Raw genomic sequence first — 22,470 nt, forward strand, 5'->3', positions numbered from 1 at the left:
TCTGGCGAGTTGGCGCAGCGCGACACGCCCGAACTCCTCAGTGGGTACCCCTAGTGCTTTACTAGAGAAGTTGCCTGACTAGGGGCTCGCAAATTGGAATCAAAAAAGCGAGCATGGAGCAGGCGCCGTGAGAGCGGTTGCCTGAAGTCCATGCACTGATGTGGTTGTGGCCGAAGAGCGTCTGTGAGACGCCCGGCGCGTCATGCCCTCCGGTGCCCTTGAGACAGGCTGGTAAACAGTACACGAATCGCAGAAAGGGCGGACGGCAATGGCGGGACAGAAAATCCGCATCAGGCTTAAGTCCTATGACCATGAGGTCATCGACCAATCGGCGAAGAAGATCGTCGAAACGGTGACGAACGCGGGTGCAACGGTTGTTGGCCCGGTTCCGCTCCCGACCGAGAAGAACGTCTTTGTGGTTATTCGTTCTCCTCATAAGTACAAGGATTCTCGCGAGCATTTCGAAATGCGCACTCATAAGCGCCTCATCGACATCGTGGACCCGACCCCGAAGGCCGTGGACTCTCTGATGCACATTGATCTGCCTGCGGACGTCAACATCGAGATCAAGCTGTAAGGGAGGAGGGAACCACTATGACTTCACAGAGAGGTAGCCACAAGGCTCTGCTGGGCAAGAAGATCGGCATGACTCAGGTCTGGGACGAGAATGGTCTCTTCATCCCCGTCACGCTGGTGGACGTCTCCACCAACGTTGTGACCGCTGTCAAGACCGAGGAGACGGACGGCTACAAGGCCGTTCAGATCGGCTACGGCCAGATCGATCCGACCAAGGTGACCAAGCCGCTTGCCGGCCACTTCGCCAAGGCTGGCGTCACCCCGCGTCGTCACCTCGTCGAGGTGCGCACCGAGGATGCCGCCGACTACAAGCCCGGCCAGGAGCTCTCCATCGAGTTCTTCCCGGAGGGTTCGTCGGTCGATGTCACCGGCACCACCAAGGGTAAGGGCTTCGCCGGCACCATCAAGCGCTGGGGCTTCAAGTCCTACCGTCGTTCTCACGGCTCGCACAAGAACGAGCGTCGTCCCGGTTCCGTCGGCGCATGCGCCACGCCTGGACGCATTCTCAAGGGCAAGCGTATGGCCGGCCGCATGGGTCATGTGACCGCGACCGTCCAGAGCCTGACCGTCGTCTCCGCTGATGTCGAGAACAGCATTCTCGCCATCAAGGGTGCCATCCCCGGACCGAAGGGCGGCATCGTCCTGGTTCGCACGGCAGTGAAGGGAGCCTGATAATCATGGCAGACGTCACTCTGAACATCACCGACAACCAGGGCCAGGCCGCTGGTTCCGTTGAAGCGCCTGCTGCACTCTTCGGCATCTCGTCCGAGGACGTGCACGCTCATGTCCCGCTGATCCACCAGGTCGTCGTCGCGCAGCTCGCCGCTGCTCGTCAGGGCACCCACGCCACCAAGACTCGTGGCATGGTCTCCGGCGGCGGCAAGAAGCCGTGGAAGCAGAAGGGCACCGGTCGCGCTCGTCAGGGCTCCATCCGTGCACCTCAGTGGTACCACGGTGGCGTTGTCCACGGCCCGCAGCCGCGTGACTACTCGCAGCGCACCCCCAAGAAGATGAAGGCCGCGGCTCTTCGCTACGTCCTTTCCGACCGCGCCAACGCCGGTCGCGTCGCCGTCGTTGATTTCGGCATCGGTGAGACCCCGTCCACCAAGGCCGCGATCGCCGCTCTCAAGCCGGTCATCGGCGAGAAGTTCACCACCATCGCCTTCACTCGCGATCAGGTGAACGAGTGGATGTCCGTGCGCAACCTGCCCTACGTGCACCCGATCTTCGTTGATCAGCTCAACACGTACGACGTGGTCACTGCGCAGTACGTTGTCTTCACGAAGGAGGCCCTCGAGGCCTTCGTCGCCGCGAAGACCAAGAAGGAGGCCTGATTTCCATGGTCGCAGTTCACAACCCCGCCCATGACATCATCCTGAAGCCCGTCGTCTCCGAGAAGAGCTATGCCCTGTCCGACCGCGGCCAGTACACCTTCGTGGTGGCTCCGTCCGCGAACAAGGTGCAGATCAAGCAGGCCATCGAAAAGATCTTCAACGTCAAGGTGACGAACGTCAACACCCTCAACCGCGCGGGCAAGCTCAAGCGCACCCGCTTCGGATACGGTCGTCGTGTCAACCAGAAGCACGCCATCGTGACCGTCGCCGAGGGCCAGACGATCGACATCTTCGGCAACTGAAGGCTAGCCGAGAAAAGTTAAAGGAAGAACTATATTATGGCTATCCGCGTTTATAAGCCGACGACCGCAGGCCGCCGCAACGCGTCCGTCTCGGACTTCTCCGAGCTTACGCGCTCCACGCCTGAGAAGTCGCTGGTTCGCAAGCTGACCAAGACCGGCGGTCGTAACTCCTACGGTCGCATGACCTCCCGCCATCGCGGCGGCGGCCACAAGCGCGCCTACCGTCTCATCGACTTCCGTCGCTGGGACAAGGACGGCGTGCCGGCCAAGGTCGCCGAGATCGAATACGATCCGAACCGTTCCGCTCGCATCGCCCTCCTGCACTATGCAGATGGCGAGAAGCGCTACATCATCGCTCCGGAAGGCGTCAAGCAGGGCGACCGCATCGAGACCGGTGAGCAGGCCGACATCAAGCCGGGCAACAACCTGCCGCTGAAGAACATCCCGACCGGTACCGTCGTGCACGCCATCGAGCTCAAGCCGCTGGGCGGCGCCAAGATCGCGCGTTCCGCCGGCGCTGCCGTGCAGCTCGTCGCCAAGGACGGTGCCTACGCTCAGCTGCGTATGCCCTCCGGCGAAATCCGCAACGTCGACGCCCGCTGCCGTGCGACCGTCGGTGAGGTCGGCAACTCCGATCACGCCAACATTCAGCTCGGTAAGGCCGGTCGTGCCCGCTGGCTCGGCCGTCGTCCGATCACCCGTGGTGAGTCCATGAACCCGGTCGATCATCCGCATGGTGGTCGTACCCGCGGTGGCAAGCCGCCGGTCTCTCCGTGGGGCAAGGGCGAGGTTCGTACTCGTCGTCCGAAGAAGGCTTCGAACAAGATGATTGTTCGTCGTCGTCCGAATGGTAAGAACCGCAAGTAAGGGAGTGTCGAGAAGATGACTCGTAGCATCAAGAAGGGCCCCTTCGTCGACGCCCACCTGCAGAAGAAAGTCGACGAGCAGAACGAGAAGGGCACCAAGAACGTCATCAAGACGTGGTCCCGCCGTTCGATGATCACCCCTGATTTCATCGGACACACGTTCGCAGTCCACGATGGCCGCAAGCACGTCCCGGTGTTCGTCACCGAGGCTATGGTTGGCCACAAGCTCGGTGAGTTCGCCCCGACCAAGACCTTCAAGGGTCACGTGAAGGACGACAAGAAGGCACGCCGCTAAAGGCAGGAGAGTAAAGACACATGGAAGCTAAAGCAATCGCCCGTCACGTCCGTGTGACGCCGCGCAAGGCTCGCCGTATGGTCAACCTCATCCGAGGCAAGCAGGCGACCGAAGCCGTGACCATCCTCAAGTTCGCCCCCCAGGATGCCGCACTGCCCGTGCGCAAGGTTCTGGAGAGCGCCATCGCCAACGCCCGCTTCAAGGCCGACAAGGAAGGCGAGTCGTTCCGTGAGAACGATCTCGTCATCAAGGAGACCTACGTGGATGAGGGCGTCACCATGAAGCGCTTCCGCGCTCGTGCACAGGGCCGCGCCGCTCGTATCAACAAGCGTACGAGCCACATCACGGTCGTCGTCGCCGCTAAGGAAGGAGCCCGCTAAACATGGGTCAGAAGATCAATCCCTTTGGCTATCGCCTGGGCATCACCGAGAGCCATCGTTCCAAGTGGTTCTCCGACTCCACCAAGGTCGGCGAGCGATACAGCGACTTCGTCCTCGAGGACGACAAGATCCGCAAGGCCATGAACAAGGACCTTGAGCGTGCCGGCGTGTCGCGCATCATCATCGAGCGCACCCGTGACCGCGTGCGTGTGGACATCCACACCGCTCGTCCGGGCATCGTGATCGGTCGCCGCGGCGCGGAGGCCGAGAAGGTTCGCGCCAAGCTCGAAAAGCTCACCGGCAAGCAGGTTCAGCTCAACATCTTCGAAGTCAAGAACGCCGCGCTGGACGCTCAGCTCGTCGCTCAGGGCATCGCGGAGCAGCTGACCAACCGCGTGACCTTCCGTCGCGCGATGCGCAAGGCTCAGCAGGACGCCATGCGCGCCGGTGCCAAGGGCATCCGTATCAAGCTCTCCGGCCGCCTTGGTGGCGCCGAGATGAGCCGCTCGGAGTTCTACCGTGAGGGTCGCGTTCCGCTGCAGACCCTGCGCGCCCTGATCGACTATGGCTTCTTCGAGGCCAAGACCACCTACGGCCGTATCGGCGTCAAGGTGTGGATCTACAAGGGCGACATGACCGAGCGTGAGTTCGAAGAGCAGCAGGCTCAGCAGCAGAACAGCCGTCCCGGCCGTCGCGGCGGTGATCGCCGTCCGCGCCGTGGCAACCGTCCTGCCGCCCAGCAGAACGCCGCCGAGGCCCCCAAGGCCGAGAACGAGGCTGCGCCTGCCGCAACGGAAACGAAGGAGTGAGCGAGAATGCTTATCCCAAAGAGGGTCAAGTACCGCAAGCAGCATCGTCCTGACCGCCACGGCATGTCCAAGGGCGGCAACGAGATCGCGTTCGGCGACTACGGCATCCAGGCGCTTGCGCCGGCCTATGTCACCAACCGTCAGATCGAGGCGGCCCGTATCGCCATGACCCGCTACATCAAGCGTGGCGGTCGTGTGTGGATCAACATCTTCCCCGATCGTCCGCTCACCAAGCACGCTCTCGGCGCCCGAATGGGTTCCGGTAAGGGTGCTCCCGAGTTCTGGATCGCCAACATCCACCCTGGTCGTGTGATGTTCGAGATCGGTGGCGTCTCCGAGGACATCGCTCGCGAGGCTCTGCGCCGCGCCATCGACAAGCTCCCCATGAAGTGCCGCATTATCGCGCGTGAAGGTGGTGATATCTGATGGCAGTCGGTACCGCTGATTATGCAATCAAGAATCTGAATGAGAAGACCAACGAGGAGATCGAAGGTTTCCTCAAGAAGTCCAAGGAAGAGCTGTTCAACCTGCGCTTCCAGGCGGCCACCGGTCAGCTCACCAACACTGCCCGCGTCAAGGCGGTCAAGCGCGACATCGCCAGAATGTACACCGTTCTGCGCGAGCGCGAACTCGGCATCAGCCAGGCGCCCGCAGCATCCGACGAGAAAGCTGAGGAGAAGTAATGGCTGAAGAGCGTAACTTCCGCAAGGTTCGTCGCGGTTTCGTCGTGTCCGAGGCGATGGAGAAGACCATCACCGTCGAGATCGAGTCTCGTGCGACCCACCCGCTGTACGGCAAAGTCGTGCGCAAGACCAAGAAGGTCAAGGCCCATGATGAACACAACGAAGCGCATGTTGGCGACCTCGTGAGTATTATGGAAACTCGGCCCTTGAGCAAGACCAAGCGTTGGCGTCTCGAATCGATTATCGAGCGCGCCAAGTAACAAGTTCGGCAAAGGCTTCGCGAGTCACCCCGCCCATGCTCGTACAGGTGGGCGGGGTGCTCGGGGAGAACCAGCTCGGCTAAGGAGAATCAATGATTCAGCAGGAAACGCGGCTTCATATCGCCGACAACACGGGTGCGAAGGAAATCCTCGCCATCCGAGTGCTCGGCGGATCGAAGCGACGCTATGCCGGCCTGGGCGACGTGATCGTCGCCACCGTCAAGGATGCCATCCCTGGCGGGTCGGTCAAGAAGGGCGATGTGGTCAAGGCCGTCGTCGTCCGCACCGTCAAGGAGTACCGTCGTCCCGATGGCTCCTACATCAAGTTCGACGAGAACGCCGCCGTCATTCTCGGCTCCGGCCGTGAACCGAAGGGCACTCGTATTTTCGGACCGATCGCCCGTGAGCTTCGCGAAAAGAAGTTCACGCGCATCGTGTCCCTCGCCCCGGAGGTGATCTGACATGGTAGCCAAGATCAAGAGCGGCGACCTGGTCAGGGTCATCCGCGGCAAGGACCGCGGCAAGGAGGGCACCGTCAAGCGTGTGCTCCCCAATGACCGTCTGATTGTCGAAGGCGTTCAGATCGTCAAGAAGCACGTCCGCGCGACCCAGCAGGGCCAGCAGTCCGGCATCGTGTCCGTGGAGGCTCCGATCCATCGCTCCAACGTGATGGTCGTCGATCCCGAGACCAAGCAGCCGACCCGCGTGGGCATTGTGGTCAAGCAGGAGGCCCGTGACGGCAAGGTCAAGACCGTGCGCGTGCGCGTGGCCAAGAAGTCCGGAAAGGAGCTGGCATGAGCGATAGCACTGTCGAAGCGCCCGCTACACCGCGCCTGAAGAAGCGCTACAACGAGGAGATCGTTCCCGCGCTCGAAAAGGAGTTCGGCTACACCAACCCGATGCAGATTGCTCGCATCCAGAAGGTCGTCGTCTCCATGGGCGTCGGCGCCGCGGCTCGCGACTCCAAGCTCATCGAAGGTGCCGTCAAGGACCTCACCGCCATCACCGGCCAGAAGCCGAAGATCACCAAGGCCAAGAAGTCCGTCGCGCAGTTCCACCTGCGTGAGGGCCAGGCCATCGGTTGCTTCGTGACCCTGCGCGGCGATCGCATGTGGGAGTTCCTCGATCGTCTGCTTACCCTCGCTCTGCCTCGTATCCGTGATTTCCGCGGTATCAACGGCAAGCAGTTCGACGGTCAGGGCAACTACAACTTCGGCCTCACGGAGCAGTCCATGTTCCACGAGATCGATCCGGATTCGATCGATCACCAGCGTGGTATGGACATCACCGTGGTGACCAGCACCAAGGACGACAAGGAGGCCAGCTCGCTCCTCAAGCAGCTCGGCTTCCCCTTCAAGGAGAACTGATATGGCAAAAACCGCTCTGAAGATCAAGGCGGCCGCAAAGCCGAAGTTCAAGGTGCGCGCCTACACGCGTTGCCAGGTCTGCGGTCGTCCTCACTCCGTGTACCGCAAGTTCGGCCTGTGCCGCATCTGCCTTCGCGAGAAGGCGCATCGTGGCGAGCTGCCCGGAGTCACTAAGTCCAGTTGGTAAACATCGACGCTGAAGGTCCGCGGCCCGAGCACCTGATCAAGGTGTGAGGGCGGCGGAAACCACGGCGAGAAAGGGCAGTTAGCCCACATGACAATGACAGATCCGATCGCAGACATGCTCACGCGTCTGCGCAATGCGAGTGCGGCCAAGCACGTGACCGTGGATATGCCGTACTCCAAGTTCAAGGCGAACATCGCCGAGATCCTCAAGCGTGAAGGCTACATCAAGGACTTCACCGCCAAGGAGGCCAAGGTCGGTCAGACCCTTGAGGTCACCCTCAAGTACGGCCCCAACGGCGAGCGCTCCATTCAGGGCATCAAGCGCATCTCCAAGCCGGGTCTTCGCCGTTATGCGAAGTCCGATGCTCTGCCGATGCCGCTCGGTGGACTCGGTATCGCCATCATCTCGACCAGCTCGGGACTGATGACTCAGAAGGAATGCCTCGACCGGGGCATTGGCGGCGAGATCGTCGCCATCGTGTGGTGAGAAAGGAGAGCTGACACATGGCATCGCATATTGGTAAGCTCCCCGTCGCCATCCCGGCTGGCGTGGAAGTCACTATCGACGGTCAGAATTTCTCGACCAAAGGTCCGAAGGGCTCCGATTCCTACGTTATTCCTGAGGGCATCACCGGTGTCGTCGAGAACAACGAGGTCGTCCTCACCCCGGCCGATGACCTGCGTCCCACCCGTGCCAAGCACGGTCTGAGCCGCTCCATCATCGCCGGCATGGTCAAGGGCGTGCACGAAGGCTATGCCAAGACGCTCCAGATCGTCGGCACCGGTTACCGTGCCGTGATGAAGGGCAAGGGCATCGAGTTCTTCCTCGGCTACTCGCACACCATCACGGTGAACCCGCCTGAAGGCATCGAGTTCGAGGTCCCGAACCCCACCACGGTGGTCGTCAAGGGCATCGACAAGCAGGTCGTCGGCCAGGTCGCCGCGAACATCCGCAAGCTTCGTGCTCCGGAACCCTACAAGGGCAAGGGCATCAAGTACGCTGACGAGCACATCCTGCGCAAGGCTGGAAAGGCTGGTAAGTGATATGACCGTCAAGATTTTCGGTAAGGGCAAGAACGTCGCCCGTCTGCGCCGCCACAACCGCATCCGCAAGCACATCAGCGGCACTCCCGAGCGTCCTCGTCTGGTCGTCAGCCGTTCTAATCGTCACATGGTCGCTCAGATCGTCGACGACACCAAGGGCATCACTCTGGTGAGCGCCTCCACGCTGACCGCTGACTTCTCGGGCTTCGAGGGCACCAAGGTCGAGGCCGCCAAGAAGGTCGGCCAGCTGGTCGCCGAGAAGGCCAAGGCCGCTGGCATCGAGGCCGTCGTGTTCGATCGCGGTGGCAACAAGTACACCGGTCGCGTCGCAGCCGTCGCTGATGGCGCCCGTGAGGGAGGTCTGGCACTGTGAGCGACAACGAGAAGGAAACCCAAGTGGCTGAAGAAACTCAGAACACTCAGGCATCCACCGAAGAGCGCAACGACGATCGCAAGTCTCGTCGTGGCCAGCGCGGTGACGGTCGTCGCGGTGAGCGTCGCAACCGTCGCGAGGAGAAGCAGGGCGATGAGCTGCTCGATCGAGTGGTGACCATCAACCGCGTGTCCAAGACCCACAAGGGCGGCCGTACGTTCAGCTTCGCCGCGCTCGTGGTCGTGGGCGACGGCAATGGCAACGTTGGCGTCGGCTACGGCAAGTCCCGCGAAGTCCCCGCGGCAATCGCCAAGGGTCAGCTGGATGCCAAGAAGCACATGTTCACCGTGCCGCGCGTTCGCGGCACCGTCACCCACCCGGTGATCGGTCACGACGCCGCAGGTACCGTTCTGCTGCGCCCCGCCGCCCCTGGTACCGGCGTTATCGCCGGCGGCCCGGTGCGTGCCGTCATGGAGTGCGCGGGCATCACCGACGTTCTGTCGAAGTCGATGGGCTCCGCCACCGCCGTCAACATGGTCCGCGCGACCGTCGCCGCCCTCAAGCAGCTTGAGGAGCCGGAGGAGATCGCCGCACGCCGTGGTCTCGCCCTCAACGAGGTCGCCCCCGACGCGCTGCTGCGCGCTCGCGCCGCCGGCATCGCCGAAGCCCGCAAGGCGCGCGAAGAGGCTCAGGCCAAGGCCGCCGAGGAACAGAAGGATGGTGAGTGATGACTAATCTCAAGATCACCCTGCATCATGGTCTGGTGAACCGTACCCCGGCTCAGCGCGCGACCGTGCATACGCTCGGCCTTCGCAAGATCGGCCAGAGCGTCGTCCGCGAGGACACGCCCGCCGTGCGCGGCATGATCAGAACGGTGCGCCATCTGGTCACCGTCGAGGAGGCTGACTGACAATGGCTAACGAAGAAGAACCCCAGATCCTGCAGATGCATGATCTGCGTCCGGCTCCCGGTGCCAAGAAGGCTCGCACCCGTGTCGGCCGTGGTGAAGGCTCCAAGGGCAAGACCTCGGGCCGTGGCGCCAAGGGCACCAAGAAGCGCTATCAGGTTCGTCCGGGCTTTGAAGGCGGCCAGCTGCCGCTGTACATGCGCCTGCCGAAGCTGCGTGGCTTCAAGAGCCCCTTCAAGAAGCAGTATCAGGTCGTCAACGTCGAGGCTCTCGCCCACCTCTTCCCGGAGGGCGGCGAGGTCTCCGTCGAGACTCTGGTTGCCAAGGGCGTAGTTCGCGCCAACCGTCCGGTGAAGGTGCTGGGCGACGGTGAAGTCACCGCTGTCTACACCCTCAAGGGCGTCAAGGTCTCCGCCTCCGCCAAGGCGAAGATCGAGGCTGCAGGCGGCTCTGTCGAGGCCTGATTCAGGATCGTATGATCTGAATCAGCATGGATCGTGTGATCCATCGGCTATGAACAACTGACAATGACCCTTCCCGCAACAGCGGTGAAGGGTCATTGCATATCTACGCAATGCGTCGGCAATGCGTCGGCAGTTCGCCGGCAATGCTCCGACCAACAGCAGGTCATCAGCCGACCAATAAGAGGCATCAGCCAAGGCGCGCCGCCATGCCGACCTAGCAGACGGCCCCATGTAAAATGCATTACGAATAGAGAAAAATACGGTACAATCGTCACATTGCGGCACGGCGCGGTGTCGCAAGTAGACGCAATACGCTAGACTCGACGGTTAGAGTCTGTCGCGACGGGTGCGTGTAAGCGCACGATTTGGAAAGGAACCCAGGTGAGGACGTTAATCCAGGCCTTTCGTACGAAAGAGCTGAGGAACAAGATACTGTTTGTTCTCGGCATCATTATCATCTACCGGATCGGTTCGTTCATTCCGACTCCGGGTGTGGACTACAAGGCCGTGCAGCAGTGCATCAGCGACCTGAGCTCCAATCAGGAGAACTTCATCGGACTGGTGAACCTCATCTCCGGTGGCGCCATGCTGCAGCTGTCGATCTTCGCGCTGGGCGTCATGCCGTACATCACCGCGTCCATCGTCGTGCAGCTGTTGCGCGTCGTCATTCCTCGTTTCGAGGCGCTCCACAAGGAGGGCCAGTCCGGCGAGGCCAAGCTGACGCAGTACACGCGTTATCTCACCATCGGTCTGGCTGTGCTCCAGTCCACCACGATTCTTGTCACCGCCCGCAACGGCGCCCTGTTCAGCGGCTGCTCGCAGCAGGTCATTCCCGACGGCACCGTCGGCAACCTGCTGGTGATGGTGCTCATCATGACCGGCGGCACCGGCCTGATCATGTGGATGGCCGAGCTCATCACCGACAAGGGCATCGGTCAGGGCATGTCCATCCTCATCTTCATGTCGATCTGCTCCGGCTTCCTGCCGCAGCTGTGGGAGATCGGTTGGGGCACCGACGGCACCAACGGCGACTGGATGCGCTTCGGCATCGTCACCGGCACGCTGGTCGTGATCCTCATCCTCGTCGATTTCGTTGAGCTGTGCCAGCGTCGAATCCCCGTTCAGTACACGCGCCGCATGATCGGCCGCAAGATGTACGGCGGCTCCTCCACCTACCTGCCGCTGAAGATCAACATGTCCGGCGTCATCCCGCCGATCTTCGCATCCTCGATTCTCGCCATCCCGACGCTGATCGCCCAGTTCGGCACCTACGATCAGGGCTGGGTCCAGTGGATCAACAACAATCTGGCCAACACCACGTCGGTGTGGTACATCGCGCTCTATGCGCTGATGATCGTGTTCTTCTGCTTCTTCTACACGTCGATCACGTTCAACCCCGACGAGACCGCCGACAACATGAAGCAGTACGGCGGCTTCATCCCGGGCATTCGCGCCGGCAATGCGACCAGCCGTTATCTGAGCTACGTGATGAACCGTCTCAACACCGTCGGCGCAGTCTACCTGCTGTTCGTCGCACTGATTCCGACCGTGCTCATCATGGCGCTCAACCTCAACCAGAAGCTTCCATTCGGTGGTACCACCATCCTGATCATCGCCGGCGTCGGTCTCGACACGCTCCGTCAGGCGAAGGCGCAGACCGAGCAGTTCCAGTATGCCGGATTCCTGCTCGAAGGCGTCGATCACACCGAAGGTAAGTAAGCAACGTTTCGCGATTGCGCACAATAGCGCATGACCGTTTATGCACAATGTTGAATGAGGGGTAGTCAAGAGCATGTCGCTTCCTGACTACCCCTCAATCACGATGTATCGGCAGATTGCGTCCATTGCGCAGCACAACGGACACTAATTCTTAGAACAACACGCACACACAACAGCAAAGGAATGAACATGCGTCTACTCATCATGGGACCCCAGGGCGTCGGCAAGGGCACTCAGGCGGCTCTGCTCGCCGAGCATTACGGCATTCCGGCGATCTCCACCGGCGACATCTTCCGCTACAACATCAAGAACAAGACGGAGCTCGGTCTTGAGGCGCTCAAGTACACCGACAAGGGCGAGCTTGTTCCCGACGAGCTGACCAACCGCATCGTCAAGGATCGTCTGGCCATGGATGATGCCAAGAACGGCTGGATTCTCGACGGATATCCGCGCAATGCGACGCAGGTCGAAGCGCTTGATGCCATGCTCCAGGAGCTGGGCACCCCGCTCGACAAGGTGGTGGCGCTCGACGCCGATCATGATGTGCTCATGGAGCGCATTGCCAAGCGCGCCAAGGAGCAGGGCCGTTCCGACGACACGCCGGATGCGATCGCCAAGCGTCTGGCCACCTATGCGAGCCAGACCGCGCCGCTGCTCGATGTGTATAAGCAGCGTGGCCAGCTCGTCGCCATCGACGGCGTCGGTGAGATCAACGCGATTCAGGCCAACATTGTGGCCGCGCTGGATCGCTGAGTTTGGATCGCCGATTATCGAATGCTGAGTTTGGATCGCTGATCATGGATCATTGATGGAGAATCGCTGATCATGGATCGCTGATCGCTGCGATACTGCGTACAGACGCGGATACCACAGATAAACCGATAACGGGATATGCGACACGCCGTGTGCCGTATATCCCGTTATCGTATATACTAGTAGTTTGGTGTGTCTTTAGACATGCCCGCAAGTAATCCAAGCCAAGGAACGGAACGGGGCTTATGGCAAAAGACGGTGTGATTGAAGTCGAAGGTCAGGTGGTGGAAGCGCTGCCGAACGCGATGTTTCGCGTCGAACTTGAGAACAAGCACATCGTGCTCGCGACGATCTCCGGAAAGATGCGTAAGAACTATATCCGTATTCTTCCGCAGGATCGCGTCGTGCTTGAGATGAGCCCGTATGATCTCAACCGCGGCAGGATTACGTACCGCTATAAGTAAAGGTACAAGCAAAGGATAACCATGAAGGTCAGCCCCAGTGTGAAGAGGATCTGCGAGAACTGCCGCGTGATCCGTCGTCACGGCCGCGTCATGGTGATCTGCACCAACCCGCGCCACAAGCAGCGTCAGGGCTGAGCAGATTCCAGCGGCACAATGGAATAAGGCGCTAAGTCACAGGCGCGACTCTACCGAGAGCGCGTCTGAACCCCGGGAACGCAGGCCCGGGCCGGGAGACCGGACGACTTGGTGCAAGACCTGCGGAGTATAGAAGGAATCGCAATGGCACGTCTTGCCGGAGTCGACATCCCCAATGAGAAGCGCATCGAGATCGCCCTCACCTACATTTTCGGTGTCGGTCGCACTCGCGCTAAGGAAACTCTTGCCGCGACCGGTATCAACCCGGACACCCGCGTCAAGGATCTGACGGATGAGCAGCTCATCACGCTGCGTGACTATCTCGAAGGCAACTACAAGATCGAAGGCGATCTGCGTCGTGAAATCGACGCGGACATCCGTCGCAAGATCCAGATCAACTGCTACCAGGGCATTCGCCATCGTCGTGGTCTGCCGGTGCGCGGTCAGCGTACCAAGACCAACGCACGCACCCGCAAGGGCCCGAAGCGCACGGTCGCCGGAAAGAAGAAGGCCACCAAGTAATAGGTGGTCAGTCCAAGCCACGAGATAACGAATCTCATCGTTTGGACATAACAATCAGTATGTTACTAGGAAACGAGGATCAATGGCAGCTGGAAAGCAAGCCGCTCGTAAGCCTGTTCGTCGCCGCGACCGCAAGTCGATCCCGGTGGGTCAGGCTCACATCAAGTCCACTTTCAACAACACGATCATTTCGATCACCGATCCGTCCGGCGCGGTTGTGTCCTGGGCCTCCGGCGGCGACGTCGGCTTCAAGGGCTCCCGTAAGTCCACGCCGTACGCTGCCGGCATGGCTGCGGAATCCGCAGCTCGCAAGGCCATGGAGCATGGCCTCAAGAAGGTTGACGTTTTCGTCAAGGGCCCGGGTTCCGGTCGCGAAACCGCGATCCGTTCCCTGCAGTCCGCCGGTCTTGAAGTCGGTTCGATTACCGACGTCACCCCGCAGGCACACAACGGCGTTCGTCCCCCGAAGCGTCGTCGCGTCTGAGCACTAGAAGAATCCCACCAATCCAAAGCCGCTTATGACCGGTGCGTGCACCACCGGCCAGAAGCTGAAAGGATAACACAGTGCTTATCGCACAGCGTCCGACACTTACCGAGGAAGCTATCACTCCTCAGCGTTCCCGCTTCATCATCGAGCCGCTTGAGCCGGGCTTCGGCTACACGCTTGGCAACTCGCTGCGCCGTACGCTTCTCAGCTCGATTCCGGGTGCCGCTGTGACTTCGGTGCGTATCTCCGGTGCCCTGCATGAGTTCACGACTCTGCCGGGCGTGGTGGAAGACGTCACCGAGATTCTGCTCAACATCAAGGGCATCGTACTCACGAGCGAGTACGACGAACCTGTTGTCATGTACCTGCGCAAGAGCGGTGAGGGCGAGGTCAAGGCCGGTGACATCACCGCGCCGGCTGGTGTGACCATCGCCAATCCCGACATGCACATCGCAACGCTTGCCGAAGACGGCGAACTGGAGATCGAGTTCACCGTCGAGCGCGGCCGTGGCTATGTGCCCGCGCAGCTCAACAAGCAGGACAACGATGAGATCGGCCGCATTCCGGTCGATTCCATCTACTCCCCGGTGCTCAAGGTGAGCTACAAGGTCGAGGCAACCCGTGTCGAACAGCGCACGGACTTCGACAAGCTCATTCTGGACGTGGAGACCAAGCCAGCCATTTCCCCGCGCGACGCCGTCGCCTCCGCCGGTTCGACCCTCGTCGAGCTCTTCGGCCTGTGCCGTGAGCTCAACACGCAGGCCGAAGGTGTCGAGGTCGGTCCCGCGCCGGTGGTCGAGGAGACCAATCCCGAGATGGCCGTGCCGATCGAGGATCTCAACCTCACTCAGCGCAGCTACAACTGCCTCAAGCGTGAGGGCATCCACACCATCGGCGAGCTCGTCTCCCACACCGAGCAGGATCTGCTCGACATTCGCAATTTCGGCATGAAGTCGATCGATGAGGTCAAGGAGAAGCTGCAGACGCTTGGTCTGTCGCTCAAGGCCTCGCCGCTGGGCTTCGACGCCAACAATCTCGAAGGTGGCACCTTCTTCTCGCCCGAGGACGAGTGATTCGCCGCTTTTGACCAACCGTTCCGCCACGTCGGATGTTCGGGCGTATGCCCACCTGAACGTGGCGGAACACACAAGGAGTTACTATGCCTACACCCAAGCAGGGCCCCCGTCTGGCCTCCAGCCCGGCCCATGAGCGCCTCATGCTCGCGAACATGGCCACCAGCCTGTTCCAGCATGGCCGCATCACCACCACGCTGCCGAAGGCGAAGCGTCTTCGTCCGCTGGCCGAGCGTCTGGTCACGTTCGCCAAGCGCGGCGATCTGCATTCCCGTCGTCGCGTGATGCGCGTCATCCGCAACAAGTCCGTCGTGCACAAGCTCTTCACCGAGATCGCCGAGCAGATGGAACAGCGTGAAGGCGGCTACACCCGCATCGTCAAGGTCGCTCCGCGTCGCGGTGATTCCGCGCCCGCAGCGATCATCGAGCTCGTCACCGAGCCGGTCGCCAAGAAGGCCGTCGTGACCGAGGCCGAGTCTGCTGCCAAGGTCGCCGCTGCGAACGACGCCGCTGAGACCGCCAAGGCTGCCGAGGCCACCGAGGCCGCCGAGACCGCGCCTGCGGCTGCCGAAACCGCTGAGGCTGCGCCCGCCGAGAATGCGGAGTGAATGCCGCTTCGGTTGCATACTTCGGTTGCATAGCTGCATCATCGTATAGTTGATCGATGCAGTCGATTTGGGGCTGGTACCTACGGGTGCCAGCCCCTTTTCTGTAATGTGGCAAGGATGATGCTGGCTTGCGGATGCAATTCGCGGATGATGATGGGTTCGTTCGCAACACGAAACATGGGGGGTATCAACGGAGACCACCCCAAAAGGTAAACTATGTTTACATTGACGCGATGACGCGCCATGAAGCAATATCGATGGAGAGAATATGCGAACACGAAGTCTTCGGCAGGCGCTTGGCGGCATCATCGCCGCTGCGACGCTGCTGGGCGTGGGCATTACCGGCGTGGGCACCGCCTCCGCTGCGGACAATGCCAATATCGCTTTGAACAAGGAAGCTACGGCAAGCTCCTACGAGGTCGAATCCACCAGCCCCGCCAAGGCAGTGGATGGCAAACAGGATTCCCACTGGGGCACCGCGCAGAACAAGGCCGACAACGAATGGCTCAATGTCAAGCTCGGTGACACCGCGCAGACCGTGCGTCAGATCAACGTTGATTTTGAGCGTAAGGATTCGCAACAGAACATCCTCAGCTACAAGGTCGAACTGAAGAACGGTAGCGGCGACTACGAGAAGGTCTATGAAAAGGCCAACGACGGCACCCGTGCCAAGCAGCATGAGGTCGTGACGTTGGATGCCGACAAGCAGGCCACTGACGTCAAGGTCACCATTCTCAAGGCTGACGCTGGAATAGGTGGTCTCTCATGGCTGAACGTCGGCATCAGCGAGCTTGAGGTCTATTCAGCACCCAAGAAGGATGTCGTCTCCACCAACGACGTCAACCATCTCAAGAACGCGACGATGACCGCGTCCGGCGTTGAGGAGAATACGCAGTTCACCGCCGACAAGGCCACCGATGGCGACACGTCCACGCGCTGGGCGAGCAACTATGAGACGCCGACCAACAAGATCTGGATCAAGGGTGCATTCACGAACCCGACCGTGATCAAGGAAATCAAGATCACCTTCCATACGCGTGACGTGGCGCAGATGCCCTCCAACGTTAAGTCCTTCGACCTGAAGTACACCAAGGAGGACGGCACCGAGGAGACGCTGAAGGACAACTATGAGGTCGAGACGAGCGGCAGCGGCTATGCCACCGACATCACCATCCGACTCGATCAGGCTGTGACCGCCACCGCGTTGACGCTCACTGACTTCGCGACCGACACAACCCAGTCCACCAGCTACAACAACATCAGCATCGCCGAATGGAAGGCCTACTCCAACGATCAGGTCGCCTCGCTTGATTCGGTCGTCACGCAGATCGAGAACGATCAGCGCACGATCGACACCAAGACCGACACGCTGACCCTGCCGACCGTGCCCGCAGGCTACACGGTCGCCTTCAACGGCGCCGACTTCGAGCAGCTGATCTCCAAGGATCTCAAGGTCAACCATCCGCTCAACGACAAGACCGTGAAGGTGTCGTACGTGGTCACCAAGACCGCCGACAACACCACCAAGACCACGGCCGACATCGCCTACACCGTCAAGGGCACCACCACCGAGCAGGCCGACAAGAACGCCAAGCCGAACATCATCCCGGAGATCGCCGAATGGCATTCCGAGTCGAACGCGAAGCTCGACGCGGCCACCGTGACCACCGTCACCTACGATGATGATTCCCTCAAGGCCATCGTCGACGAGTTCGTCGCCGACTACAAGGACTTCACCGGTCGCACGCTGACCGCGAAGAAGGCAGCGGAATCCCAGGCGAACGCGTTCAACTTCTCCAAGCCCGCCAACGCCGATGCCGCGCTCAAGCAGCTCGGCGACGAAAGTTACACGATGGAGATCAAGGCCGACCGCATCAACGCCGCGTCCACCGCCGTCACCGGCGACATGTACGCGATGCAGACGATTCTGCAGATGACCAAGCAGGACAACACCGGTTTCGTCATCGGCACGATGCGCGACTATCCGCGCTTCGCCGTGCGTGGATTCGTGCTCGACATGGCCCGCAAGCCCATCTCGATGGAGATGGTCAGGCAGATCGCCCGCACGATGCGCTACTACAAGATGAACGACTTCCAGACGCATCTGTCGGACAACTACATCTTCCTTGAGAACTACGGCAAGAAGGAAAACGAGGACGAAGGCTTCAAGGCCTATGACGCCTTCCGTCTGGAGACCAGCCTGAAGAACGACAAGGGCGAATCGCCCACCGCCACCGACTATGCGATCTCCAAGAAGGATTTCAAGGAGTTCATCCAGTCGGAGCGCGCCCTCGGCATGAACATCGTGCCTGAGATCGACGTGCCGGCGCACGCCACCTCGTTCACCAAGGTCTGGCCGGAGCTGGGTGTGAAGAACATGGTATCGCCGCTCAACGGCAACCGCTCGCTCATCGACCACATCAATGTCGCCGATCCGGAAGCCGTCAAGCTCATCGAGCGCATCTTCGACGACTACACCAAGGGCGATGATCCGACGTTCGACTCGAAGACCACGGTCCACATCGGTGCCGACGAGTTCCTGGCCAACTACACGTCGTACCGTCAGTTCATCAACACCTTCGTCCCCTACATCAAGGCGACCAACACCGTGCGTATGTGGGGCGGTCTGACCTGGATCAACGATGGCAAAACCGAGATCAACAAGGACGCCATCGACAACGTCGAGATGAACCTGTGGTCGCGCGACTGGGCCGACGGCATGCAGATGTACAACATGGGCTACAAGCTGATCAACACCATCGACACCTACGGCTACATGGTGCCCAATGGCGGTGGCAGCCGTGGATCCTACGGCGACTACCTCGATGTGAACGGCGTGTTCAACAGCTTCGAGCCGAACCGTGTGTCCACCAAGTCCGGCTGGCAGTACATCCCCTCCGGTGACGACCAGGCGCTCGGCGCCGCGTTTGCCATCTGGAACGACAACATCGACAAGAAGGCGTCCGGCGTCACCGAATCCGACGAATACGCGCGCTTCTTCGATGCGCTGCCGTTCTACGCGGAGAAGAACTGGGCCTCCACCGGCAAGGAGAAGGGCACCGCCGCGGCGCTCACCACTCTTGCCAAGAAGCAGGGCGACGCTCCGCGCACGAACCCGTACTACCAGTCCACGGCCGATGACAACGACCTGTACGAGAAGTACACGTTCGACGGCACCGGAGAGGCGGCGAAGGCCGACTCCTCCGCGAACAAGCGCGACCTGACCACCGGCGGCGAGGGCAACACCGCCGCCATCAAGGACGGCGTGCTGAGCCTCAACGGCGGCACCTCGTACGTGACCACGCCGATCGACCAGCTCGGCAACGGCAACCAGGTCTCGTTCGACATCACGCTGAACGAGCCCGCCAAGCCCGGCGACATCATCTTCGAGACGGACGCGCCCTACGCCACGCAGGACATCCGCATCATGGACGACGGCACGCTCGGCTTCACCCGCGAACTGTACGACTACAGCTTCGACTACGCGCTGCCGATCGGACGGAAGGTCAACGTGACCATCGTCGCCCAGCAGCAGAAGACGTCGCTGTACATCGACGGCAAGTTCGTGTCCAATGCCAAGGGCAAGTTCGTCGACAAGGGTCTGGTGAAGAAGACCGGCATCACGAACTCGACGCTCGCGCTGCCGATCAAGCGCATCGGCTCCAAGACGAACGCGATCAAGGCGACCATCGACAACGTGGTGGTCAACACCGCTGATGAAGCCAGCGATCCGTTCGAGAAGATCTGCTGGACCGGCACCACGAACTCCGAGACGCCCGTCCAGTCCAACGGCACCGAGGGTCTGCTCAAGTACGCGTTCGACAACAATAAGCGCACCATCTGGCATTCCAACTGGGTCGGCGCGACCGACAAGCTGGAGAACGGCAAGACCTACTTTGCCGAGCTGACGTTCTGCAATCCGCTGACGATCAACCGGTTCGCGTTCACGCCGCGCCAGGATTCGAACAGCGGCCGTGTCACCAAGGCCGACCTGTTCATCAAGGGGCCGAACGACACCGAATGGAAGCAGGTCGCCACCGATCAGACGTTCGCGAACGACCAGACCGAGAAACTCTTCGAGTTCCCCGAGCAGGAGGTCAAGGCCGTCAAGTTCGTCGCCAAGGCATCCAGTGACGGCTGGGTCGCCGTGTCCGAGTTCGACGTCTACGACATCAAGGCGCAGGTGTGGGCTCAGGCCGACCCGGCCGATGGCGGCACCGTGAGCGCGACCCTGGAAGGCGGCGAGGCCGGCGAGGCCGGTGCCACCGCGTCCGTGGATGTCGCCGCCGGTGTCAAGGTCACGCTCAAGGCCACGCCGAAGAGCGGATACCGCTTCACCGGATGGTACAACACGCTCAGCGAGACCGCCGTTTCGACCGACGCCACCTACGAGCTGACACCGACCGGCAACACGGCTCTCATCGCCAGGTTCGAGAAGACCACGACGCCTGAGCCGACTCCGGTGACCAAGGTCACCGTGAGCGGTGACAAGGAGGTCGTGGTGGGCAACACCACCACCACGCTGGCCGCCAAGGTTGATCCTGATGGCGCGACGTACAAGTCGCTGGTGTGGAGTTCCGATAAGCCGGCCGTCGCCTCGGTTGATGCGAAGACCGGTGTGGTCAAGGGTGTGGCCGCCGGCACGGCGACGATCACCGCAACCGTCACGAATGAGGACGGTTCGACGGTGACCGGCACGTTCGAGATCACCGTCAAGGCGAATGATGGCGGTGAAGGCGGTGAAGGCGGCGAGACCAAGCCCGACAAGGTTCCGGCCACGTCGGTCAAGGTCACTGCCGAGAACGGCAAGAACGAGGTTGCGGTCGATGGAACACTGCAGCTGAAGGCCACGGTCGCTCCTGAGAATGCGACGTACAAGTCGCTGGTGTGGAGTTCCGATAAGCCGGCCGTCGCTTCGGTTGATGAGAAGACCGGTGTGGTCAAGGGTGTGGCCGCCGGCACGGCGACGATCACCGCTACCGTCACGAATGAGGACGGTTCGACGGTGACCGGCACGTTCACCGTCACCGTCACCAAGAAGGACGGCGGCGAGGGCGGTGAAGGCGGCGAGACCAAGCCCGACAAGGTTCCGGTCACGTCGGTCGCGGTCACTACTGCGGACGGCAAGACCACGGTCACCGTCGGCAAGAAGATCGCTCTGACCGCCACCGTCACGCCGACCAACGCCACTGACAAGACCGTGACCTGGAAGTCCGGCGACCTCTCGATCGCGACGGTCAACGCCGACGGCCTCGTCACCGGCGTCAAGGCCGGCAAGGTGACGATCACCGCCACCGCCAACGACGGCTCCGGCAAGTCCGGTAGCATCGTGGTCGAGGTCGTCCCCGCGAAGGGAGGCGACACTGGCACCGATATTGGTACCGACGTCGACAAGAAGCCCGGCAAGAAGCCCGGCGTGGCCGACACCGGTGCCTCCGTCGCCGCGGTCGCGCTCGTCGGTGCGCTGCTGATCGGCTGCGGTGCCGCGATCACGCTGCGCCGCCGCTCCGACTCGGCTCGCTGAGTCGAATCGCGCCGGTTCGCGCGAGTGTCGCGCTAGTGTCCTGTCTTCCGCACGCTGAGTGCGCAGACAGGGCACTCGCCGACCAGACACACTGACTGCAACTGACCGTGCGAAACGGGTGCTGAGATGATACTCGGCATCCGTTTCGCACGGTCATTTGTTTGTTTTGGAGAGTCACGCCGCCCCGACCGTTCTGCAATCCGCATTGATTCGTCCCGCAAGTATCTTACGTAGCGAATTCGTCAACGCATTTCTGACGCAGGATACTAGGTGTGCGGCAAACGTGCACGGCAAGGCCACCGCTCCCGCGCGCCCGCTATACTGAATGGCCGTGATACGACTGCGGATCGACCTTGGATACGACGGCGGCGGCTTCTACGGCTGGGCCCGCCAACCCGCCATGCGCACCGTGCAGGGGGAGATCGAACGCGTGCTGCACACCATCACCCGCGTGCCGGACGGCGACGAGTCCGAACCGCTGCGTCTGACCGTCGCCGGCCGCACCGATACCGGCGTGCACGCGCTCCATCAGGTATGCCATCTCGACATCTCCCGCAGCGCGCTGCAACGCTGCGTCGGACACATGGCCGTGCCCGCGCCGACCGCGCTCATGCATCGTATGCAACGCATGGTGCCGACCGACATCGCCATCCATCGGGTATCGATCGCGCCGGACGGCTTCGACGCGCGCTTTTCCGCATTGGAGCGCACCTATGTGTATCGGATCGCGGACCGGTCGAGTCTGGTCGATCCGCGAATGCGAGGATTCGTGCATCATATCGATGCGGATCTCGACATCGACGCGATGAACGCGGCCGCGGCGACCACCATCGGATTGCATGATTTCGGCTCGTTCGCCACCCCCAACCCGGGCGGCACGACCATCCGCGAAGTGAAGACCGCCTACTGGCGGCGCATTCCCACCACGCCGCTGATCGGCGTCGCCGCAACGATGGGGGAGTCGTACCGTACGCCTGCCGTGGAATCGGGACTCCTGTGCTTCACGATCATTGCCGACGCCTTCGCCCGCAACATGGTGCGCTCGCTGGTCGGCGGATGCGTGCAGGTCGGCATCGGCAAACGGTCGGTGGACTGGTTCGCCGGCAAAATGGCCGTGCCGAAGCGCGAAGGGTCGACCGGACCGATCGCGCCGCAGGGACTTACGCTCGAGCACGTCGCCTATCCGTCTGATGATCAGCTCGCAGCGCGCGCCGAGGCGATCCGCGCCAAGCGCACGTTGTGAGAACGCGCAGCGCAACAATCCATCCACCCCAATCCAATCCAATCCAACCCAGCACAACAATCCAATCCAATCCAGCCCAGCCCAGCCCAGCCCAAC

General features: G+C 61.4%; 31 protein-coding genes. All 31 read left to right on the plus strand.

Features of this window, described 5'->3' with window-relative positions:
* Positions 1-268 precede the first annotated feature (268 nt).
* The 31 genes from rpsJ to truA all read left to right on the plus strand — a co-directional run bounded on the left by rpsJ (position 269) and on the right by truA (position 22,374).
* On the plus strand, positions 269-577 hold the full coding sequence (gene rpsJ, locus EHS19_RS02520; RefSeq protein ID WP_003808013.1) for a 30S ribosomal protein S10: 309 nt from the start codon (positions 269-271) through the stop codon (positions 575-577).
* 17 nt (positions 578-594) lie between these two features.
* A complete protein-coding gene (gene rplC / locus EHS19_RS02525) occupies positions 595-1,248 on the plus strand; it encodes a 50S ribosomal protein L3 (RefSeq protein ID WP_151916239.1) in 654 nt (217 codons plus the stop codon).
* Positions 1,249-1,253: 5 nt separating this feature from the next.
* Positions 1,254-1,910, plus strand: a complete 657-nt coding sequence (gene rplD, locus EHS19_RS02530) for a 50S ribosomal protein L4 (RefSeq protein WP_151916240.1) — start codon at positions 1,254-1,256, stop codon at positions 1,908-1,910.
* Positions 1,911-1,915: 5 nt separating this feature from the next.
* Positions 1,916-2,212, plus strand: a complete 297-nt coding sequence (gene rplW, locus EHS19_RS02535) for a 50S ribosomal protein L23 (protein WP_151916241.1) — start codon at positions 1,916-1,918, stop codon at positions 2,210-2,212.
* A gap of 36 nt (positions 2,213-2,248) precedes the next feature.
* Entirely contained in the window at positions 2,249-3,079 is an 831-nt protein-coding gene (gene rplB, locus EHS19_RS02540) for a 50S ribosomal protein L2 (RefSeq protein WP_151916242.1), read from the plus strand.
* 15 nt (positions 3,080-3,094) lie between these two features.
* Positions 3,095-3,373 (plus strand): 30S ribosomal protein S19, encoded by a 279-nt coding sequence (gene rpsS / locus EHS19_RS02545; protein WP_003814508.1) that lies wholly within the window; start codon positions 3,095-3,097, stop codon positions 3,371-3,373.
* Between the two features lie 20 nt (positions 3,374-3,393).
* Positions 3,394-3,753, plus strand: coding sequence for a 50S ribosomal protein L22 (rplV, locus tag EHS19_RS02550; RefSeq protein WP_151916243.1), 360 nt, complete (start codon positions 3,394-3,396; stop codon positions 3,751-3,753).
* Positions 3,754-3,755: 2 nt separating this feature from the next.
* A complete protein-coding gene (rpsC, locus tag EHS19_RS02555) occupies positions 3,756-4,562 on the plus strand; it encodes a 30S ribosomal protein S3 (RefSeq protein WP_151916244.1) in 807 nt (268 codons plus the stop codon).
* A gap of 6 nt (positions 4,563-4,568) precedes the next feature.
* A complete protein-coding gene (gene rplP, locus EHS19_RS02560; protein WP_151916245.1) occupies positions 4,569-4,988 on the plus strand; it encodes a 50S ribosomal protein L16 in 420 nt (139 codons plus the stop codon).
* A complete protein-coding gene (rpmC, locus tag EHS19_RS02565) occupies positions 4,988-5,245 on the plus strand; it encodes a 50S ribosomal protein L29 (RefSeq protein WP_151916246.1) in 258 nt (85 codons plus the stop codon). The genes rplP and rpmC overlap by 1 nt, the downstream gene beginning before the upstream one ends.
* Positions 5,245-5,505 (plus strand): 30S ribosomal protein S17, encoded by a 261-nt coding sequence (rpsQ, locus tag EHS19_RS02570; protein ID WP_151916247.1) that lies wholly within the window; start codon positions 5,245-5,247, stop codon positions 5,503-5,505. Before rpmC ends, rpsQ begins: the two co-directional genes overlap by 1 nt.
* A gap of 92 nt (positions 5,506-5,597) precedes the next feature.
* On the plus strand, positions 5,598-5,966 hold the full coding sequence (gene rplN / locus EHS19_RS02575; protein WP_151916248.1) for a 50S ribosomal protein L14: 369 nt from the start codon (positions 5,598-5,600) through the stop codon (positions 5,964-5,966).
* Between the two features lies 1 nt (position 5,967).
* Complete coding sequence (gene rplX / locus EHS19_RS02580) at positions 5,968-6,303, plus strand: 50S ribosomal protein L24 (protein ID WP_151916249.1); 336 nt, start codon at positions 5,968-5,970, stop codon at positions 6,301-6,303.
* On the plus strand, positions 6,300-6,872 hold the full coding sequence (gene rplE, locus EHS19_RS02585) for a 50S ribosomal protein L5 (RefSeq protein WP_151916250.1): 573 nt from the start codon (positions 6,300-6,302) through the stop codon (positions 6,870-6,872). The genes rplX and rplE overlap by 4 nt, the downstream gene beginning before the upstream one ends.
* Before the next feature lies 1 nt (position 6,873).
* Positions 6,874-7,059 (plus strand): type Z 30S ribosomal protein S14, encoded by a 186-nt coding sequence (locus EHS19_RS02590; RefSeq protein ID WP_151916251.1) that lies wholly within the window; start codon positions 6,874-6,876, stop codon positions 7,057-7,059.
* 87 nt (positions 7,060-7,146) lie between these two features.
* On the plus strand, positions 7,147-7,545 hold the full coding sequence (gene rpsH, locus EHS19_RS02595; RefSeq protein WP_151916252.1) for a 30S ribosomal protein S8: 399 nt from the start codon (positions 7,147-7,149) through the stop codon (positions 7,543-7,545).
* 17 nt (positions 7,546-7,562) lie between these two features.
* A complete protein-coding gene (gene rplF / locus EHS19_RS02600; protein ID WP_151916253.1) occupies positions 7,563-8,102 on the plus strand; it encodes a 50S ribosomal protein L6 in 540 nt (179 codons plus the stop codon).
* A gap of 1 nt (position 8,103) precedes the next feature.
* Positions 8,104-8,475: a 50S ribosomal protein L18 gene (gene rplR, locus EHS19_RS02605; RefSeq protein WP_151916254.1), complete on the plus strand. Its 372-nt coding sequence runs from the start codon at positions 8,104-8,106 to the stop codon at positions 8,473-8,475.
* Entirely contained in the window at positions 8,472-9,203 is a 732-nt protein-coding gene (rpsE, locus tag EHS19_RS02610) for a 30S ribosomal protein S5 (RefSeq protein ID WP_151916255.1), read from the plus strand. The genes rplR and rpsE overlap by 4 nt, the downstream gene beginning before the upstream one ends.
* Complete coding sequence (gene rpmD, locus EHS19_RS02615) at positions 9,200-9,385, plus strand: 50S ribosomal protein L30 (protein ID WP_175578257.1); 186 nt, start codon at positions 9,200-9,202, stop codon at positions 9,383-9,385. The genes rpsE and rpmD overlap by 4 nt, the downstream gene beginning before the upstream one ends.
* A 2-nt stretch (positions 9,386-9,387) precedes the next feature.
* Positions 9,388-9,846 carry a 50S ribosomal protein L15 gene (rplO, locus tag EHS19_RS02620; protein ID WP_151916257.1) on the plus strand — a complete coding sequence of 153 codons (459 nt, stop codon included), beginning with the start codon at positions 9,388-9,390 and terminating at the stop codon, positions 9,844-9,846.
* 381 nt (positions 9,847-10,227) lie between these two features.
* On the plus strand, positions 10,228-11,565 hold the full coding sequence (gene secY / locus EHS19_RS02625) for a preprotein translocase subunit SecY (protein ID WP_151916258.1): 1,338 nt from the start codon (positions 10,228-10,230) through the stop codon (positions 11,563-11,565).
* A 189-nt stretch (positions 11,566-11,754) separates the two neighbouring features.
* Positions 11,755-12,318 (plus strand): adenylate kinase, encoded by a 564-nt coding sequence (locus tag EHS19_RS02630; RefSeq protein WP_151916259.1) that lies wholly within the window; start codon positions 11,755-11,757, stop codon positions 12,316-12,318.
* 245 nt (positions 12,319-12,563) lie between these two features.
* Positions 12,564-12,782 (plus strand): translation initiation factor IF-1, encoded by a 219-nt coding sequence (gene infA / locus EHS19_RS02635; protein WP_003808114.1) that lies wholly within the window; start codon positions 12,564-12,566, stop codon positions 12,780-12,782.
* A 21-nt stretch (positions 12,783-12,803) separates the two neighbouring features.
* The gene (gene rpmJ, locus EHS19_RS02640; protein ID WP_003814578.1) at positions 12,804-12,917 is read left to right on the plus strand and encodes a 50S ribosomal protein L36; all 114 of its coding nucleotides are present in this window, start codon (positions 12,804-12,806) and stop codon (positions 12,915-12,917) included.
* 144 nt (positions 12,918-13,061) lie between these two features.
* A complete protein-coding gene (gene rpsM / locus EHS19_RS02645) occupies positions 13,062-13,439 on the plus strand; it encodes a 30S ribosomal protein S13 (protein ID WP_094730286.1) in 378 nt (125 codons plus the stop codon).
* 82 nt (positions 13,440-13,521) lie between these two features.
* Positions 13,522-13,923, plus strand: coding sequence for a 30S ribosomal protein S11 (gene rpsK / locus EHS19_RS02650; RefSeq protein ID WP_151916260.1), 402 nt, complete (start codon positions 13,522-13,524; stop codon positions 13,921-13,923).
* Positions 13,924-14,003: 80 nt separating this feature from the next.
* The gene (locus tag EHS19_RS02655) at positions 14,004-14,999 is read left to right on the plus strand and encodes a DNA-directed RNA polymerase subunit alpha (RefSeq protein ID WP_151916261.1); all 996 of its coding nucleotides are present in this window, start codon (positions 14,004-14,006) and stop codon (positions 14,997-14,999) included.
* 86 nt (positions 15,000-15,085) lie between these two features.
* A complete protein-coding gene (gene rplQ, locus EHS19_RS02660; RefSeq protein WP_151916262.1) occupies positions 15,086-15,607 on the plus strand; it encodes a 50S ribosomal protein L17 in 522 nt (173 codons plus the stop codon).
* A gap of 268 nt (positions 15,608-15,875) precedes the next feature.
* Positions 15,876-21,131 (plus strand): Ig-like domain-containing protein, encoded by a 5,256-nt coding sequence (locus EHS19_RS02665; RefSeq protein ID WP_151916263.1) that lies wholly within the window; start codon positions 15,876-15,878, stop codon positions 21,129-21,131.
* Positions 21,132-21,456: 325 nt separating this feature from the next.
* A complete protein-coding gene (gene truA, locus EHS19_RS02670) occupies positions 21,457-22,374 on the plus strand; it encodes a tRNA pseudouridine(38-40) synthase TruA (protein ID WP_151916264.1) in 918 nt (305 codons plus the stop codon).
* The last annotated feature ends 96 nt before the right edge of the window (positions 22,375-22,470 follow it).

The organism is Bifidobacterium jacchi (genome assembly GCF_009078285.1).
GTDB lineage: Bacteria > Actinomycetota > Actinomycetes > Actinomycetales > Bifidobacteriaceae > Bifidobacterium > Bifidobacterium jacchi.

Coding starts and splice junctions, on each gene's coding strand:
- rpsJ (WP_003808013.1), top strand. CDS start 269: ATGGCGGGACAGAAAATCCGCATCAGGCTTAAGTCCTATGACCATGAG.
- rplC (WP_151916239.1), top strand. CDS start 595: ATGACTTCACAGAGAGGTAGCCACAAGGCTCTGCTGGGCAAGAAGATC.
- rplD (WP_151916240.1), top strand. CDS start 1,254: ATGGCAGACGTCACTCTGAACATCACCGACAACCAGGGCCAGGCCGCT.
- rplW (WP_151916241.1), top strand. CDS start 1,916: ATGGTCGCAGTTCACAACCCCGCCCATGACATCATCCTGAAGCCCGTC.
- rplB (WP_151916242.1), top strand. CDS start 2,249: ATGGCTATCCGCGTTTATAAGCCGACGACCGCAGGCCGCCGCAACGCG.
- rpsS (WP_003814508.1), top strand. CDS start 3,095: ATGACTCGTAGCATCAAGAAGGGCCCCTTCGTCGACGCCCACCTGCAG.
- rplV (WP_151916243.1), top strand. CDS start 3,394: ATGGAAGCTAAAGCAATCGCCCGTCACGTCCGTGTGACGCCGCGCAAG.
- rpsC (WP_151916244.1), top strand. CDS start 3,756: ATGGGTCAGAAGATCAATCCCTTTGGCTATCGCCTGGGCATCACCGAG.
- rplP (WP_151916245.1), top strand. CDS start 4,569: ATGCTTATCCCAAAGAGGGTCAAGTACCGCAAGCAGCATCGTCCTGAC.
- rpmC (WP_151916246.1), top strand. CDS start 4,988: ATGGCAGTCGGTACCGCTGATTATGCAATCAAGAATCTGAATGAGAAG.
- rpsQ (WP_151916247.1), top strand. CDS start 5,245: ATGGCTGAAGAGCGTAACTTCCGCAAGGTTCGTCGCGGTTTCGTCGTG.
- rplN (WP_151916248.1), top strand. CDS start 5,598: ATGATTCAGCAGGAAACGCGGCTTCATATCGCCGACAACACGGGTGCG.
- rplX (WP_151916249.1), top strand. CDS start 5,968: ATGGTAGCCAAGATCAAGAGCGGCGACCTGGTCAGGGTCATCCGCGGC.
- rplE (WP_151916250.1), top strand. CDS start 6,300: ATGAGCGATAGCACTGTCGAAGCGCCCGCTACACCGCGCCTGAAGAAG.
- EHS19_RS02590 (WP_151916251.1), top strand. CDS start 6,874: ATGGCAAAAACCGCTCTGAAGATCAAGGCGGCCGCAAAGCCGAAGTTC.
- rpsH (WP_151916252.1), top strand. CDS start 7,147: ATGACAATGACAGATCCGATCGCAGACATGCTCACGCGTCTGCGCAAT.
- rplF (WP_151916253.1), top strand. CDS start 7,563: ATGGCATCGCATATTGGTAAGCTCCCCGTCGCCATCCCGGCTGGCGTG.
- rplR (WP_151916254.1), top strand. CDS start 8,104: ATGACCGTCAAGATTTTCGGTAAGGGCAAGAACGTCGCCCGTCTGCGC.
- rplO (WP_151916257.1), top strand. CDS start 9,388: ATGGCTAACGAAGAAGAACCCCAGATCCTGCAGATGCATGATCTGCGT.
- EHS19_RS02630 (WP_151916259.1), top strand. CDS start 11,755: ATGCGTCTACTCATCATGGGACCCCAGGGCGTCGGCAAGGGCACTCAG.
- infA (WP_003808114.1), top strand. CDS start 12,564: ATGGCAAAAGACGGTGTGATTGAAGTCGAAGGTCAGGTGGTGGAAGCG.
- rpmJ (WP_003814578.1), top strand. CDS start 12,804: ATGAAGGTCAGCCCCAGTGTGAAGAGGATCTGCGAGAACTGCCGCGTG.
- rpsM (WP_094730286.1), top strand. CDS start 13,062: ATGGCACGTCTTGCCGGAGTCGACATCCCCAATGAGAAGCGCATCGAG.
- rpsK (WP_151916260.1), top strand. CDS start 13,522: ATGGCAGCTGGAAAGCAAGCCGCTCGTAAGCCTGTTCGTCGCCGCGAC.
- rplQ (WP_151916262.1), top strand. CDS start 15,086: ATGCCTACACCCAAGCAGGGCCCCCGTCTGGCCTCCAGCCCGGCCCAT.
- EHS19_RS02665 (WP_151916263.1), top strand. CDS start 15,876: ATGCGAACACGAAGTCTTCGGCAGGCGCTTGGCGGCATCATCGCCGCT.
- truA (WP_151916264.1), top strand. CDS start 21,457: ATGGCCGTGATACGACTGCGGATCGACCTTGGATACGACGGCGGCGGC.